Origin of the sequence: Corynebacterium simulans (genome assembly GCF_001586215.1) — a bacterium.
Classification (GTDB): Bacteria; Actinomycetota; Actinomycetes; order Mycobacteriales; family Mycobacteriaceae; genus Corynebacterium; species Corynebacterium simulans.
Genome location: NZ_CP014634.1, coordinates 1,342,374 through 1,357,270, shown reverse-complemented (window position 1 = coordinate 1,357,270; position 14,897 = coordinate 1,342,374). Strand labels below are relative to the sequence as shown.

The 14,897-nt window shown below is 56.0% G+C and carries 13 protein-coding genes and 1 pseudogene; 5 read left to right on the top strand and 9 right to left on the bottom strand.

Features of this window, described 5'->3' with window-relative positions:
* Positions 1–138: 138 nt before the first annotated feature.
* The 3 genes and pseudogenes from WM42_RS13650 to istA all read right to left on the bottom strand — a co-directional run.
* Positions 139–1,316 (bottom strand): annotated as a pseudogene (locus WM42_RS13650) (IS3 family transposase); the annotation flags it as partial.
* Positions 1,317–1,363: 47 nt separating this feature from the next.
* Entirely contained in the window at positions 1,364–2,056 is a 693-nt protein-coding gene (locus tag WM42_RS06390) for an ATP-binding protein (protein ID WP_062036377.1), read from the bottom strand.
* A complete protein-coding gene (istA, locus tag WM42_RS06385) occupies positions 2,057–3,631 on the bottom strand; it encodes an IS21 family transposase (RefSeq protein ID WP_062036375.1) in 1,575 nt (524 codons plus the stop codon).
* A gap of 502 nt (positions 3,632–4,133) precedes the next feature.
* On the opposite strand from istA, the gene WM42_RS06380 reads away from it, so the two are divergent.
* A complete protein-coding gene (locus tag WM42_RS06380) occupies positions 4,134–4,817 on the top strand; it encodes a response regulator (protein ID WP_235591335.1) in 684 nt (227 codons plus the stop codon).
* A 559-nt stretch (positions 4,818–5,376) separates the two neighbouring features.
* Here WM42_RS06380 and WM42_RS06370 read toward each other — a convergent pair.
* The 4 genes from WM42_RS06370 to WM42_RS06355 form a co-directional block, all read right to left on the bottom strand.
* Positions 5,377–6,123, bottom strand: a complete 747-nt coding sequence (locus WM42_RS06370) for a hypothetical protein (RefSeq protein ID WP_062036373.1) — start codon at positions 6,121–6,123, stop codon at positions 5,377–5,379.
* The gene (locus tag WM42_RS12960; protein ID WP_082778677.1) at positions 6,120–6,464 is read right to left on the bottom strand and encodes a PadR family transcriptional regulator; all 345 of its coding nucleotides are present in this window, start codon (positions 6,462–6,464) and stop codon (positions 6,120–6,122) included. The genes WM42_RS06370 and WM42_RS12960 overlap by 4 nt, the downstream gene beginning before the upstream one ends.
* A gap of 705 nt (positions 6,465–7,169) precedes the next feature.
* A complete protein-coding gene (gene bioD, locus WM42_RS06360) occupies positions 7,170–7,817 on the bottom strand; it encodes a dethiobiotin synthase (RefSeq protein WP_062036366.1) in 648 nt (215 codons plus the stop codon).
* Positions 7,814–9,055: an adenosylmethionine--8-amino-7-oxononanoate transaminase gene (locus WM42_RS06355; protein WP_062036364.1), complete on the bottom strand. Its 1,242-nt coding sequence runs from the start codon at positions 9,053–9,055 to the stop codon at positions 7,814–7,816. The genes bioD and WM42_RS06355 overlap by 4 nt, the downstream gene beginning before the upstream one ends.
* A 139-nt stretch (positions 9,056–9,194) precedes the next feature.
* Between WM42_RS06355 and WM42_RS06350 the strand changes: the two genes are divergently transcribed.
* Positions 9,195–9,890, top strand: a complete 696-nt coding sequence (locus WM42_RS06350; RefSeq protein ID WP_062036362.1) for a hypothetical protein — start codon at positions 9,195–9,197, stop codon at positions 9,888–9,890.
* On the opposite strand, the gene WM42_RS06345 is transcribed toward WM42_RS06350, so the two are convergent.
* Positions 9,859–11,070, bottom strand: coding sequence for an FtsX-like permease family protein (locus WM42_RS06345; protein ID WP_062036360.1), 1,212 nt, complete (start codon positions 11,068–11,070; stop codon positions 9,859–9,861). The two genes, WM42_RS06350 and WM42_RS06345, sit on opposite strands and share 32 nt — an antisense overlap.
* Positions 11,054–11,650, bottom strand: a complete 597-nt coding sequence (locus tag WM42_RS06340; protein WP_062036358.1) for an ATP-binding cassette domain-containing protein — start codon at positions 11,648–11,650, stop codon at positions 11,054–11,056. Before WM42_RS06340 ends, WM42_RS06345 begins: the two co-directional genes overlap by 17 nt.
* Before the next feature lie 111 nt (positions 11,651–11,761).
* Between WM42_RS06340 and WM42_RS06335 the strand changes: the two genes are divergently transcribed.
* Genes WM42_RS06335 through WM42_RS06325 form a run of 3 tightly spaced genes read left to right on the top strand, consistent with a single transcriptional unit; the run spans position 11,762 to position 14,837 of the window.
* Positions 11,762–12,796, top strand: a complete 1,035-nt coding sequence (locus WM42_RS06335) for a sensor histidine kinase (protein ID WP_062036356.1) — start codon at positions 11,762–11,764, stop codon at positions 12,794–12,796.
* A complete protein-coding gene (locus WM42_RS06330; RefSeq protein ID WP_005530578.1) occupies positions 12,793–13,434 on the top strand; it encodes a response regulator transcription factor in 642 nt (213 codons plus the stop codon). Before WM42_RS06335 ends, WM42_RS06330 begins: the two co-directional genes overlap by 4 nt.
* On the top strand, positions 13,431–14,837 hold the full coding sequence (locus WM42_RS06325) for a DUF5129 domain-containing protein (RefSeq protein WP_062036354.1): 1,407 nt from the start codon (positions 13,431–13,433) through the stop codon (positions 14,835–14,837). Before WM42_RS06330 ends, WM42_RS06325 begins: the two co-directional genes overlap by 4 nt.
* The last annotated feature ends 60 nt before the right edge of the window (positions 14,838–14,897 follow it).

Below are 14,897 nucleotides of genomic sequence, written 5' to 3'. Positions count from 1 at the left end.
GCTGAGCGCGGGTAGTTGGTACCGCAGCCGGGGGTTGACCGGCGAGAGCCCAGAAGTGAAGTGCCCCGGGTTTTGTTCCCAGGCATTTGCCTTAATTTCCATTATTTCTTGACTGGGGTGGTGTTCCCAAGATTTGGCTTCGACTTCAGCCGGCGTGCGGTAGCCCAGGCTCTGGTGGAGCCGTGATTCGTTCCACCAATTCACCCACTCGAACGTCGCGATTTCCACATCAACGACATCGTTCCACGAGCGTCTACGAATCAGCTCATTCTTGTAGGAGCCGTTGACATTCTCAGCCAAAACATTGTCATAAGAGTCGCCCACCGCCCCAGTGGACGCTGCGATTCCGTGCTCAGCCAAGCGCTCGTTGTAGACGATGCTCACATATTGCTTATCAGCCGTGGTCTGAATGGTGAACCAAGCCCGTTGTTTCCTTAGCGCACACAATTGCTTGGTTGAGTGCTTGCAACGGCAGCGCCTCGGTGCGCATCGAATCAGACAACGCCCATCCAACAATCCTCCGGGAGTACACATCGGTCACGAACGCGGTGTACGCGAAGCCTTTCCTGGTGCGCACATAAGTAATGTCCGCCACCCACAGCCGATTGGGGCCAGGGGCCTTGAACTCACGATTCACCAAATCAGGGCCAAGATCCGGGCCCTTGGGTTTGCGCGTTGTGATTGGTGCCCCACCTTTTGCCCTTGCCGGACAGCCCAGCGCTGCGCATCAGCCGGGCTGTGTGCTCGCGGCCACTGTCAATGCCCTGGCGGCGCAGTACGCGCCATATCTTCCGGACCCCGTAGACGCCGTAATTCTCAGCATGAACGTCACGAATGTGCTCCACGAAAACAGCGTCGCGAAGACTGCGAGCGCTTAAGCCCCGGGCTTTAGACTGGCGGTACCCACGCGAAGTAAAAAGCCGCCTTCACGATGGATGTTTAACGTCTGGCAGATGAACTCGACGCAGAAACGACTCCGATACTCATCAATGAACCGGATCATTTCCGACGTCTCGGGTCGAGTTCCGACGCGAAAAAGCCGAGGCAGCCTTCAATAGCTCGTTGGTATCCCGCAGCTCTTGACTCTCACGGCGTAACCGTGCATTCTCCGCAGCCAGATCCTCAGGCATCGGATCGACAACGCGTCCTTCACGACGAGCAGCCTGCGTCCACTGCCGGGCTGTGTGCCACGACACGCCCAGTTTCGGCGCCACTATCTTGCACGCTTCCTGCGTCGAAATATTCTCCGCCAGAATACGATCCTCTACAAGACGGACCATACGGTCCTTCGCCTCCTGATCAAACTTCTTTGGCATGTTCCAAATTTTCCCATCTACTCAAACGGAACAAAACCTGGGGCACTTCAGTCGATGGCGGCGTTGATCTGTGTGGGGCGTACCTGTGGCATGAGGTCGGCGAACCGTGACGGATGCGAGTTTGGGGTAATCGCCAGCGAGGTGTGCTGGTAGGTCGCTTCAATAAGCGCGAGGAATCCGTTGGCTTCAGCGACGGTAACGTCGAAGTATCCCACGTCGTCAAGGATGACTAAGTCCAGTTTGGCGAGTTTCGAAAAGCCTTTATGCGGGTCCAAGTCCGCAGCGTGCCGGTTAATGAGTTGGCCGAGGTTTTTCATTGTGAGCCACTTGACCTTCTTGCCGCGTTTAATCAGCTCGACTGCAAGTGCTTCGGTGAGCATGGATTTGCCAGTGCCTTGTGGCCCGCACAAAACGAGGGTGTCGTGGCGGTCCACCCAGTTCAGGGCTTTGAGGTGTTCTTGGCGTTCTACTGGGATGGTAGACCTGGCTGGGTCCCACGCGTCGAAACTTACCCCGGTAGGAAGTCCAGCATTTTTACGCCTGGTGACTAGAGCTGACTTGGCCCTGCTGAGTGCTTCTGCTTCGACAATGGTGCCTAGAAAATCTTCCAGGTGCCGGCGGTGAGCGTCATTGTCACATGATTGAAAGTAGTCAATGGCGGCACTTTTAAGCCCGGGTACTCGAAGCCTGGTTAGTTGTGCGGAAAGCCCTGCGGGAAGCTGGTAGTTGGGTGCGCTCATTTAGAACCATTCCTCCTCGTGCGCGTCGGCCTTGTGGTGTGAGGTCTTAGGTGGTGTGGGTGTGTAGAACCCGTCCCAGGAGTTCGAGGCATGTTCGATGGTTTCAGGTTCTGGGCCCTCGATATCAAAGGCCGTGCCGATTTTGGCTGCTAGGGCGTTGACTGGGTAGTTATCTGCCATGGCTTCGATATCGGTGCTGGTGATAAGGCCCGCGTCGATCGCGGCGCGAGCGATGTCATCAGCGAACCACTTCCCGCGCGTAGCGGCCAGCGTGACGAACAAACTCATGGTGTGTTTGATTTGCGGTGCGTGGTGGGTAACCCCAAAGCGCAGCCACGCTTCGGCACCAGGTCCGATGGCAAGGAAGTCTTTTTCTAGTTTCGAGCGAGGATTGACCTTGTAGTGGCCAGGCTCAGGCCGTTGGAAGGAGAAATGGTTCGGGTCGATGCGGCTGTCGCCGCGGGCTCCTTTGACATGGCGTGCGACTTCTTCCACCCCGTCGATGTCGTGGAAGTAGATTACGACCTCATCGACGTCTGGGCTGGATTGTTCTGTGATGTAGAATTGCTGGCCCATGAGTTCTTCAGGCACTGAGTACACCGCGTGCTGGTAGGTGATCATGGGCGTATTCGCCGGCACTTTCCGCAGTTCACCGAAGACACTCGGATGCGTGTCCACCGGCAGTGGCCCGAGGTGTTTAGCTTCGACTTCACGCAGTACTTCTGCAGGAACAAGCCCGGTTGTACGGTGTGGTCGGGCGTTGATCTTGTCCATAAACGCCTGGCATGCTGCTTCGAACTGGCCGAAGGTCTCGTAGGCGTCCACGAGATTCGTATCGCGGGGAAGAATGTCGTCTTTGGCTAGGCGTACGGCGTATTCGACTCCGCCTTTCGTGGCAGGGTCTGCCGGTGCACAGACTTGGATACTGACGCGGTAGTGCGACATGAACGATTCCATTGTCGGATTGAACTCCGGCAGGCCTGCGTGACGGCCTACAACTACGGTTTTCTCATTATCCGTGAGCACAAAGTCGGGTACTCCGCCGATAGCCCGAAAGCACCGGTCTAAGGCGGCGAGTACGGTAGTCATCTTTCGGTTACGCAGAGCAAAGACGACGTGGAATCGCGAGTAGGCAACCCAAGCCACAAACAACACGGTCTTCTTGCCATCGACTACTGGGCCGTCGCCGAAGTCGTACTGGAGCCATTTGCCTGGTGCGGTTACCCACCGCTGGTGTGCGCGCCGCGATGACGAGAGGCGGTATTCCTGTTTGAGCGTCGCGACGATGCGATGCGTGGTGCGCTGGCTTCCTTCAAAACCACGGTCCAGCAAAACCTCATAGACCACGTCAGCGCGGATCTTTCCGCCCGAGTTGATGATCAGTTCCTTGATGAATCCACGGTGCGCATCCGTAATCGACGGACGTGGCCCACGCACTGGCGGTGCGTCAGCGTGAGCGCGCACCACGCGTAGAACCGTGTTGTGCGAGACGTTATGTTCGTCGGCGACAGCACGCGCATTTTTTAAAATGGCGTAACGAGCCAGAATTTTCTGGCTTCTTCTGGAAGACTGCATAAAGGGTCTTCATCCTTTCGATAGATATGTCCGGCTAGACACTTCTATCGAACACTGGATGAAGACCCCCTTAGTTTTCTACCCCCGATAAAAACTCCCCAAACCCCTAAATCCCGTGTCCGCCACTGGTCAACTTTTCATGTCCGCCAACACCCCCCAATGAGGTGGTCACTTTCGTCTACAATCCTCAATGAAAATCACTTGATTAAATAACGAGTACGAGACAATAAGATGTCTGAGATGGCCCCTAGATATAGAAGAGGACAGGAAATGTCACCTTTCCGATACCTTCAACTTATTGCCCCCCTCACAGCGGCGACGTTCCTAACTTTGACAGTCACCCCTTCCGCAACGGCTGAACCGACCTTCCCGATATCGCAGATTCCCCAAGTTCAAGAGCCGCACACGGAAAGTCACGTTATTACAACACTCGGCTCTATCACCGATATCTTCTCTTGCGAACATCATCCAGCCCTTCGGTGGTGCAACTAAGTTGCCAACAATGAGCGAGCATGACATGGAAAAACGGGTCCTTATTGTCGATGATGACCCGCTGGTCCTGCACTCGTTTCGACAATATTTCGCTACCACTGAGGACATCCGTGTCGTAGCGGAAGCACGCAATGGAATCGAGGCACTCACTGCGATCGACAGTGTTAACGTCGATATCATTCTAGCTGACATCCACATGCCGGAGATGGACGGGGTGACGTTACTGCACGAAGTCCAACGTCGACTGAGTCCTCCTGTATTCGTAGCCATCACCGCGCTTGACAGTGACGAAACCATGCTCAAGGTGTTGGCAGGTGGCGGTGTCGGCTACATCATTAAAAGCTCACAGCCACAGGCAATTATCACTGCGGTCCGAGAGGCGATGACCGGTGGCACAACAGTTTCCCCGCAGGCCTTAAGCAGACTCATTGAGTACATACCGGGGAAAGTTCTCACACCAGCATCTCCCCAAACGAACCTTTCCCCAGTGTACGAAAGGCTTACCGAAGCAGAGACGCACGTCCTACAACATATATGCCAAGGGCTATCCAATGCTGAAATAGCTTCTGCGATGAAGTATTCCGAAGCGACAGTAAAAAAGCACGTCTCACATCTCATCGCATGTTTTGGCGTAACCTCAAGACTCAGTCTCGCAATCACGGTGATCCAATCAGGATTGGGAAAATCACTGTAAAATGGCTCTTCCGGTTTTAGAGTGCATTGATTAGTTCGCCGGGGGTTCGGGCGTGACACACGATATTGGGGTCCTTGACACAGCCCAACCACTACTCCCGCCTTGCTGCGCTCGTTGGGCTGCCGTTTCGGCGTAGTTGGTCGGGGTTTTCCGGATAGGTGGTAGGGCTCTTTGTTTTTGGTCATTGTATAGGTGGTGTTGGCACAACTTGTGTCGGCGCGTCATCACCTTTCATGACCTTAAGGAGGGCCTTTCATGGCCAACTTCAAAGACATCATGGCGATGTGCTTGGACGGGGGAAGCTATGCTGCCATCTCTGCGGCGTTGGGAGAGCGTGTCAAGTTTGTTTGTGTGTGGGGCTTGGTTTCAACGTGCCTAGTTCGTCAATTAGCTTCGCGATTTCAGGGTTAGCAAGAAGCTTCTTCTCAATCGCGTCAATCTTGGCCTTATCAGCCGGGTCTCGTCGTGCCACAGTAGTCATTCTGGCTTATCTCCTTATGCGGGATGGAATCCCACACACAAACCATCAGACACTCTCAGCGGATGCCTAACTCAGAAATTAGGCAAATATCATGATGATTATCGAGCCAATAATCGCGCAAATAATGGCGTACCCGCTGGATAGCCATGAGAGTTTTGACTTCTTTTCGGGCGTCTTATCTTTCTGCCCGGCCACGATGAGGGGATCGTCAAAGTCTCCGAAACTATCGAATCTGATTTCAAGGATGGTTGCAACTAGTATCGCAGCGATTCCAATGCACAACACAATTGAACTGTGAATAGGTGCGGCTGGGGTTGACCACCACAGTGGAATAGAAAACAGTGCACAGCACAGCAGGGCAAGTAATCCGAAGGTAGCGGCGCCGAGTACTGGCTTTTGGACTATCAGTCGCAGTACGAATGCTAAAGGCTTTTCAGCACACAGCAGTAGTACTCCTACAATCCCAAAGACTGCTATTGTCGCCCAATCGAGGGGATGCGACGTTCCTGAGGCAAGGCCGTAGACTCCTTGCAGGCACAAAACCACGCCTACGATTTGTGAAAAAGCAGGCCCTAAAAGTATTAAAATGCTTGGGCTTTTAACTTTTTTCACGTCGGCTGCGATCTGTTCTACGTAGTCTCGTGCAGGGCCGAAGGCTTCAAGTGCGCTTTCATTGGCCGAACGGCAGTGATCGTTTACTTCGCCTAACGTATCTCCGATGACGTCTCCTGGAATTTCTTCGAGACGTGCGGTGAGGATAAATTCTTCCGCCCAACGTGGATCGATGTCAGGCGCTAAGCTTTTTTCGGTTGCGTATTGTGTCATGCCGGCTTCTCCTTGTTGTGTGCAAAATGAGCTGTGACGATCTGTGAAAACTCGCGCCACTGCTGTGTTTGTTCGTCTAGTTGCGCTCTTCCCTGTTCGGTTAGTTCGTAATATTTCCGACCTGGTCCTGATTCCCCTGCGCGCCATTGTGGTGAAACCAATTCATCTCGCTCTAATCGCGCAAGTAGCGGATAAAGAGTGCCACCTTTAATGTCGCCAAACCCTGACTCCTTGAGTGACGCAGCTATCTCGTAGCCATAAGTCGCCTCTTTAGCTAAGACATGCATGACTGCGAGAGGTAGTACGGCTCGTAACCAGTGGCTTGGGAAAGATCTATGCATGGACACAACCTAGATTGTAAACCTACCTAGGTTGTGTCGCAACATAGAAAGTACGTGTGTTTCTTGCCGACAAGGCCTTGTCGAGTGTTTTTGTTCCGTCGGGCTATCGTGTTAACGACGGTTAAAAGTAGCCCACTGGTCACGGTGTCTCGTCTCAACGGCATCTAGGCCTGATGTTTTGCAGTTAAACTAGGATTTTTTAATGGGGGGCAAGGGGGTAATAATCCTTGGGAGATTTTGTTAGTGTGGCCGGGAAGAAATCTTCAGAAAGGTATGTTGACCTGCATTTGTGACCTGCACACGCTTGTGAAGTCTCAAGACTTTTCGTTTTACCTTTTAGAAAGTGCTTCCAAGGCCCCGCAGATGATTGTTGGAAGGGGTAGCGAATGCTGTACATGGTTCCGGGTGCGTTGGCCGGAGGGCTAGTTTATGCAATTCTCCTAGGGCTCAGCTGGGTCATCAGCGTCATTTCTGCGCGGAGATATCGGCTTGGTGCGCATGGTCGATTCATTGTTTATTGTCTCATTGCTGTGGGGTTCATGATCTTTTTGGTTGTGGCCGGAGGCGGAGGCAACTGGGCCACCCATATGCAGGCGAGTGGTTACATTTTGGCTGGCTGTATCTTGAGTGCCATAGACGGCAAGATTGTTCCAGGGGATGAGGAGGCCGAGTCATGAAAGACCCGTTCCGGTTGCGTGGGCCGATCTAGAGGCCGCCTAAGAGATCCCACTGCGCTGCTTGGGCGCAGAATTCCTCCTTGCTTAACGAGCCTGCGCCGGCAGGAATACAGCCGAGCAGTGGCACGCCGGTGACCTTGGGAAGCTCCGCGATATTGAGGAGAGTGGCGAGGTCCGGCTCTTGTGGCAGCATGCCGCCAATCAGCCCTTTGACGTGAATGCCGCGGGCGCGGGCAGCTTCCACGGTGAGCTCAGCGGCGTTGAGGCTTCCCAACATCAAGCTGGTGACTATGAAAAGTTCGGCGCCGAGGTCACGGGCGACGTCGGCAAGCGTGAAGCTATCTGCGAGCCTAACCAGCAGGCCGCCCGCGCCCTCCACGAGTACGACGTCTGCATCGATGCTGCGAATCCACGCCAGCACCTCCTCTTTTTCGGCCTGCGGTAATCCCGCGCGCCGGGCAGAAAGGTTCGGCGCTAGAGGCTCCGGATAGTGCTTGAATTGCCGGGATTCCACGCCGGTAAGGCGTGTGACCGTGGCGCAATCGCTCGTATCTCCTGTTTGCAGCGGTTTCGCCACCACCACATGCTTGCCCGCCGCCTGGTACTGCGCGGCCAGGGCCGCCGTGGCAATGGTCTTTCCCACATCCGTATTGGTTCCGGTGATGCAATAGATCATGCGACCTCCCCGGCGGCAACGACGGCGCGGCAAATACGCGCTACTTCCTCATCGGTACAGATATATGGCGGCATCGTGTAGATGAGCCTGCCGAATGGGCGCAGCCATACGCCTTCTTCAAGGGCCGCCGCGGTGGTCGCTTCCATGTCCACGTCATGGTCCATTTCCAGTACACCGATGGCGCCGCGCACGCGGGTGATGCCGGGGGCGTCGCTAAGCCCTGCGCGTAAACCTTGCTCAATGCGTGCGACGTCCGCGCGCCAGGTGCCTTCTGCAATCATGGCGGTGGACTCGGCCGCCACCGCGCAGGACAGGGGATTGGCCATGAACGTCGGCCCATGCATCAATGCGCGTGGCTGCATCGTCTCCGCCACCTTTTGCGTGGCCAGGGTTGCTGCCAACGAGACAAACCCGCCCGTTAGCGCCTTGCCCACGCACATGATGTCGGGCGTGATTCCTGCCGCCTGCGTCATGAAGAGCTCACCTGCGCGACCAAACCCGGTGGCGATTTCATCCGCGATGAGCAAGATTCCGTGCTTATCGCATAGCTCCCGCACGCCTGCGACCAGCTCTAGGTCGTGGAAGCGCATCCCGCCCGCGCCCTGCACGCCGGGTTCGATGATGACCGCGGCGACTTCTTCGGTGATAAAGGACTCGAACTTATCCAAGTATTCCGCCCGCTGCTTAGCCGAGGCGCCTTCCGTGGGCGGAGCTGGGGCAAAGATCTGCTCGGCAAGGATGCCCTTCCACATAGTGTGCATGCCGCCTTCCGGATCGCACACGCTCATCGCGGCGAAGGTATCGCCGTGATAGCCCGAGCGCCAGGTCAAAAGCTTGGTGCGGCCGGGCGGCGAGCACTGCAGCGCCATCTTTACTGCCACTTCCACCGCGACGGATCCGGAATCGGAGTAGAAGACCTGCGCGTACTGGTGGTTGGTCAACTCCATGAGGTTTGCGGTAAGCCGCGCCGCCGGTTCGTGAGTGAGCCCGCCGAACATGACGTGGCTGAACCTATCGATCTGATCCTTCGCCGCCGCCACCAGCCGCGGGTGCGAATGGCCGTGGCATGCCGCCCACCAGGAGCTCATGCCGTCGATGACGCGTTGGCCATTCGCGAGTTCTAAATAGGCACCATCGGTGCGCAGCACCTGCAAGGCTGGCGCGCCGGGCGCGGCATAGGGATGCCAGATGTGGGTGGAGTCGATCGCAGCGACTTGAACACTGTTCAAAAAAGGCATGGAATTATCTCTACCACAGCAATAATCTCTTTTATGACTGTAATTGAACAACGTTCAAGGCTGGGTGTAGCTCCTGCGCTGTTCTTTCTTTCCTTGGTTATCGGAACTTCTCTAGCAGGCAGTCAAGTATCTTGAAATCATGTGGAAATTTGTTGCCGTTTCGAGTGCTGTAGCTGTAGTTGCGTTGAGCGTTGCTGGTTGTTCATCGGAATCCGAAAGCGATTCTCCGAAGCCGGTCTTCCGTGAGACTGCCGAACAACAAACCGAGTCCACTGAGAAAACTGAGTCCACAGAACAGACCCAGCAGCAAGCAGACCCGCAGCCGGTAGTAACCGAAACGGTAACTGCGGAAAATAAAGAAAATGAAGAGGAAGAGTGCGCGGACGGCGGCTCTGATTTGCAGAAGCGATTCGCCAACGGCGCAAAGGGCGTCCTCAACACGGATAAAGATAATTTTAAGTTCCACTACACGGTCAGTGACGGCACCTATGATCCGTGCGCGGAGCTTAGCTACGCCGTACTGGATGGCGCCTTCGGTGATGAAAGCGGTCCTGCCGGAACGGGTGCATCAATCGCAGACGGAATCCTCATTTGGTCCGAGGGTGAATTGATCGGCGGCCACGGTATTACCGCCAGTTCCGTGGAAGAGGCTTCCGTGGTGGGAGACGATGAAATCGAGCTCACCGTGGGCAATCGCGGCCGTTCTACCGCAGAGGGAATTACCGAAACCGCACGCGTGCGCCTAGAGGTTGAAGATGATCAATTGGTCCCAGTTGGCGGAGACATTGAGCAGTACAAGTCCTTTACGGACGGACGTGCGCAGCTGTATCCCTAAAGTTTGTGGCCAACCCGCATTTGAAGCCGGAAAGACCCATAAACATCACGCAAGCTTGCACAAGTAACGCCTGCCACCAGAAGCCGGTGAGCGCGTATTCTCCTGTCATCCCGTGGTTCATGAGCAAGACGATGAAGAGCGTGAGCGCGGACAGTAATCCCGTCGTGGTTGCTGTCAGCGCGAAGGCTTCACCGATTTGTACCCGGAAAATGCTGTTCCTGGCAGCACCCGCCAAAGTTAGCGCCCCTGCGTCGTGAGCGATCCGCTTGCGCATTAACAGCGAAGTAGTAAACGCCGCCATCACGCTCGGCGCGATCGTCGGCCCGAGTACCACTACGAACACCTGCCACGGCGACATCGTAAACTCCTCCTCCATGCTCAACATGGCGCGGAGACCTGAGCCCACGGCGATGATGAGGCCGCCGAACAAGATCCACGGCATGATATGTGGTGCGGTGAAGTTGCTGCGTACGCGCACGTTCGCGCCAGCGATGCCGAGAGGTCGGGTCCACTGCATAAGCAGTGGCAACATCCATGGAACCAGGAATGCGAACAAGGGGATAAGGCCCAAACACGCGGACATTGCATCTATCGGATCTTCGATCAAGGTGCAGGCAAACAAGATCCCGGCACCAAGGATTAAAGCGAGCGCACACTTGGCAGCTGTCCACCGTGGCATCCCCGAACGGTAGATACGCCGCAATGACAAGAATCCACCCAGTACTGCGGCAAGTACGCACACCGCACTAGCAAGCACAACACCGCCCATCGTCACGGAGATACCGTCCACTCGAATGTTGTCGCGGTGGAAAGCATCGAGTGCGAAGTCCGTGAGAAATGTAGCGCAAAAGGCGCCAGGAACCGCACCGCACGTAGAGACCGCCGCAATCTGACCCAGCACGAGTACAAAGATGAGCCAATTGGGCATGCCCACCATGCGCCAGCTGCGGTAGATGTGGATGTGCTCGTCGATGATGAGCTTCATCTGCGAGAAAATGACGAGAATATTGGAGCAGATAGCCAGCCCGAGGATGGTTCCGCCCAGAGAAGTTGTGTCATCACCGGTTGCGTTAATGAGCGCTACGGCGAGCGAGAATCCCATTCCGGAGATAAAACACGTCAGCGCCACCGCCAGCCAGGAAGGCCAATTGCTGTGTAGATCCTTAAGCCATACGGACATGGTGTTCCTCCAGCTTGTAGATGCGATCGGCCTTCGCGGCGGCCGCGTGCGAGTGGGTGACCATTACCACCGTGCTGGGTACGCGGACGAGATGATCCATGACCACGTCCGCCGTGTCGTCGTCCAACGCACCGGTGGGCTCGTCGGCGAAGATGAAGGGGGCGTCGGCAAGCAATGCTCGCGCCACCGCGACGCGTTGCTGCTGTCCGCCCGAAAGCTGTGCCGGTAAGCGCTTTTCCAGCCCGCCGATGCCCAAGCTCTCAAAGGTCTGGTGCAGCTTCGCCGGGCCGCATTTGCGGCCAGAGAACTTCGCCGTAAGTTCCGCGTTCTGCTGGGCGTTAAGCGATTCCAGGAGGTTATAGTCTTGGAACACGAAAGCGCGGTGCTTGCGCCCCGGTGCATTGACCTTGCCGGTTGTAGGTTTGTCGAGGCCAGAAAGCAGGCCGAGGAGTGTTGACTTGCCGCTGCCGGAAGGGCCCATGATGGCCACGAACTCGCCCGGTTCAATGCGCAGCGAGAGATGGTCTAGCACCAGATTCTTGCCGTATTTCTTCGTGAGATTTTTTGCGATGAGTGTCATGCTTTCGATTTCACGTTGAAAGGCGCAGTATTCCGATGGGGGAGACTCCCAGAAATTTAGGGGAGCTAGCTCCACTGCGTGTGTCCGAAGTGCGGATTAGGGTTGTACTCTATGGCAACTTTCAAATCCGTGGCGTGGAATCTAGTGCTAGCGCTGCTGTGTATTCCCGCTGTTGTGGTTTCCGTTGTCATGCTGCCATGGATTCCGCTCGTTGCGTCCCTCATGGCCGTCATTACCCGCGGCGGCGCACGGTGGTTGGGCGTGAAGATTCGCTACCGCACCCCACATCGCTGGTTTGATTGGCAGCAATTTTATCACCTTCTGATTCAGCTTTTGCTCTCGATTTTGAGCATGGCGTTGTGGCTGTTCGTGGGGTCTATGACGGTGGTATTCTTCATCGCTCCTTTCTTCACGGATAGGTTCAACATCGGTAGCCTCGTCATTGAAAATCGAGCCCTGGCTATCGTGGTGAGCTGGACGTTTGGCTGCCTGTGCTTGCTGGTCCTTATCTTCGGCGCGAAGTTTTTGACCTTTCTTTCCGTGAGCACCACTCGCCTGGCGTTGGAGAGCGATGCGCGAGCCACGCTTATCGACGCCTTCTCCGGCGAGCGCCGCCGCATCGAACGAGAGCTACACGACGGCCCGCAGCAGTACCTCACCGCGCTCAAGCTCAACCTAGCCGCGGCGAAAAGGGGAGACACCGCGGCTCTCGACGCCGCCGACCACAACGCCAGCCTTGCTCTCTCCGCCTTGCGCGACACGGTCCGCGGCATCGCACCGCAGGTCCTCTTCGATAATGGCCTGATTGCGGCTCTCGAAGAACTCCTCGTCCATTCCGGGCTGGAGATCACCCTCGAATGCAAGGGCGTAGAACGCTCCCTTGATGAAACCAGCGCCTTGTTGGCCTATCACTGCGTGGCAGAGGGGCTAACCAACGCCGTAAAGCACGGTGAGGCCACCGCAGCGACTGTGAAGCTGGATTACCGAGAAGGGATAAAAATTTCCATCACCGATAACGGACATGGGTTAACCGCGGGCGAGGGAACCGGCATCGCCGGCCTGGAAGAGCGCGCCATAGCCCTGGGCGGAAGCGTGAAACTAGAAGACACTGATCAGGGCGCACGGTTAAGGATGAGACTGCCATGAAAATTTTGCTTGCTGAAGACTCCGCCCTGCTGCGTGCGGCAATCGAACAACTCCTGCGTTCCTTGGACCATGAGGTCACCACGGTCGAAGATGCTGATCAATTGCGTGCTGCGGCGGAAGGATTCGACATCATTGTCACCGACGTCAGGATGCCGCCGCTTTTGCAGGACGACGGCCTGCGAGCAGTCAATGAGATTCGCAAACGTACGCCTGAGCAGCCCGTCGTGGTGTTGAGCCAATACGTCGCCGCCAGCTACCTGGACGGACTCATCGAACACGGCGGATTCGGCTATCTTCTCAAGGAAAGAATCGCCGATGTGGATGAGTTCATCCATGCACTGGATACGGTCTCTGCAGGTGGCACCGTGGTAGATCCGGAAGTCGTGAGCACTTTGCTCTCCTCCCGGAAGATGGGCGTCGATAAGCTCACGCCCCGAGAACGCGAGGTACTAGCCTTGATGGCACAAGGCGCCAGCAATCGCGAGATCGAAGGCAAGCTCGTGCTCACTGCCGGTGCAGTAAGCAAGCACGTGGCGAATGTTTTCATGAAGCTCGGGTTCAGCCCCGAAGACGAAAACCGCCGCGTCAAGGCAGTCCTGGCATGGCTGCGCACCAAGCGAGAATGGAGATTGGAATGAAAAAGATTCTGGCGGCATCTGCAGCAGCAGCGCTTTTGGTTGGCGGCGGCACTGCTTTCGGCGCTGCCACGTTTGTGGAATCTCCGGAGCAAGCAGATTATTCCGTCGAGCGGTCCGCAGACGTCAAGGTCGAGATCATGGATCCCGAAGATGTCTTAAACCCCGATGACGAAGCACGCATGCGTCGTGACGTTGAGCGAATCCACTTCGCGGCTCCGGTCAAGCAGCTGAACTACCTTGTCTTCAAAAAGAACAAAGACGAGGTAGAAGATTCCGTCGAAGAGTATCTACGCGATAATCACCCAGACCTCATTGGCGATGACCATTTCACCGATGGCCAGCTCTTCGTTGGCGTGGGCCTCGATCCACGTCAAGCTTTCATCTTCGCGGGCAACGATGTGGGGAAGGACCTGTCCCTGGAACTAGAAGATGGTCATTTGGAAGACGCAATCGAAGAGATCAAACTGGGCGTGAAGGCAGGAAATATCCCGGCAGGTCTTTTCGCTGGCGCTGACTATGCTGCCGATGCAGACAAGGTCAGTGAGGAGCTTTATTCCGATGCTAAGGCTAACCGCGGTCTCGGTATTGGCTTTGGTGGTTTCGGCGCAGGTGCGGCTGCCGGAGGGATCGTGGCTGCGGTGGGCGCTACGCGGCGTCGGAAAGCGCAGCGTATTGCGACCGCCCGTGAGGATTGGAAATACGTTTCACGGGCTTATGGGGATATCGCTCAACGCTTGAATGCCATCGACGTGCGTGCCCACTCTTTGCAATCAGCGCTTGTCGACGCCCGGATGCGCGAGGAATGGGAGCAATTGCGCGACGAGTTCCTCAATCTCGACGATAAAGTTAGCGCTTTTGCCAGCCTGAACGAGCAGTCCTCCGACGAGAAATTCGAACAAGCGGCGAGTGGAATCGAGGAAGCGAAATCCATCTGTGACCGCGTAGATACCGCAGAACACAACATCGACCGTCTGTATGCCGTCGAGCATGCTGACATTAACGCGCGCCGCAAGGAACTCTATGAGCTACGCAAGGACCTGATTGAGGCGCGCACGGAATCCACGGGCGGGGTCGCGGAAGAAGCATCCCGGCTGATTGCCGTTTCCGAGGAGATCGATGCGGCCGCGCCTGAATTTATGGATCGTTACCTCGAGCTAGTGGAGCGCGCAGCCACGCTCTTTGGGCAGATCCAAACGCAGTTACAAAAGGAAAACGAAGCGGATGAATTGGCGGCGCGCCCGCGTATTGACGAGTCTTCCTTCTATCCGGGAGTGGGTTATCACGGATTCGTACCCTTTATGGCGATCAGCTCATGGAACAGCGCTTCCGTAGCTTCTTCACCCAACGTGAGCAGCAACTTTAGCTCGGGGTTCTCCGGCGCTGGTGGTGCCTCGAGTTTCTGACACTTTGAGTATTGTCCGAACGTACACACCCGGCTACCCTATCTTGAATAAAATCCGTGA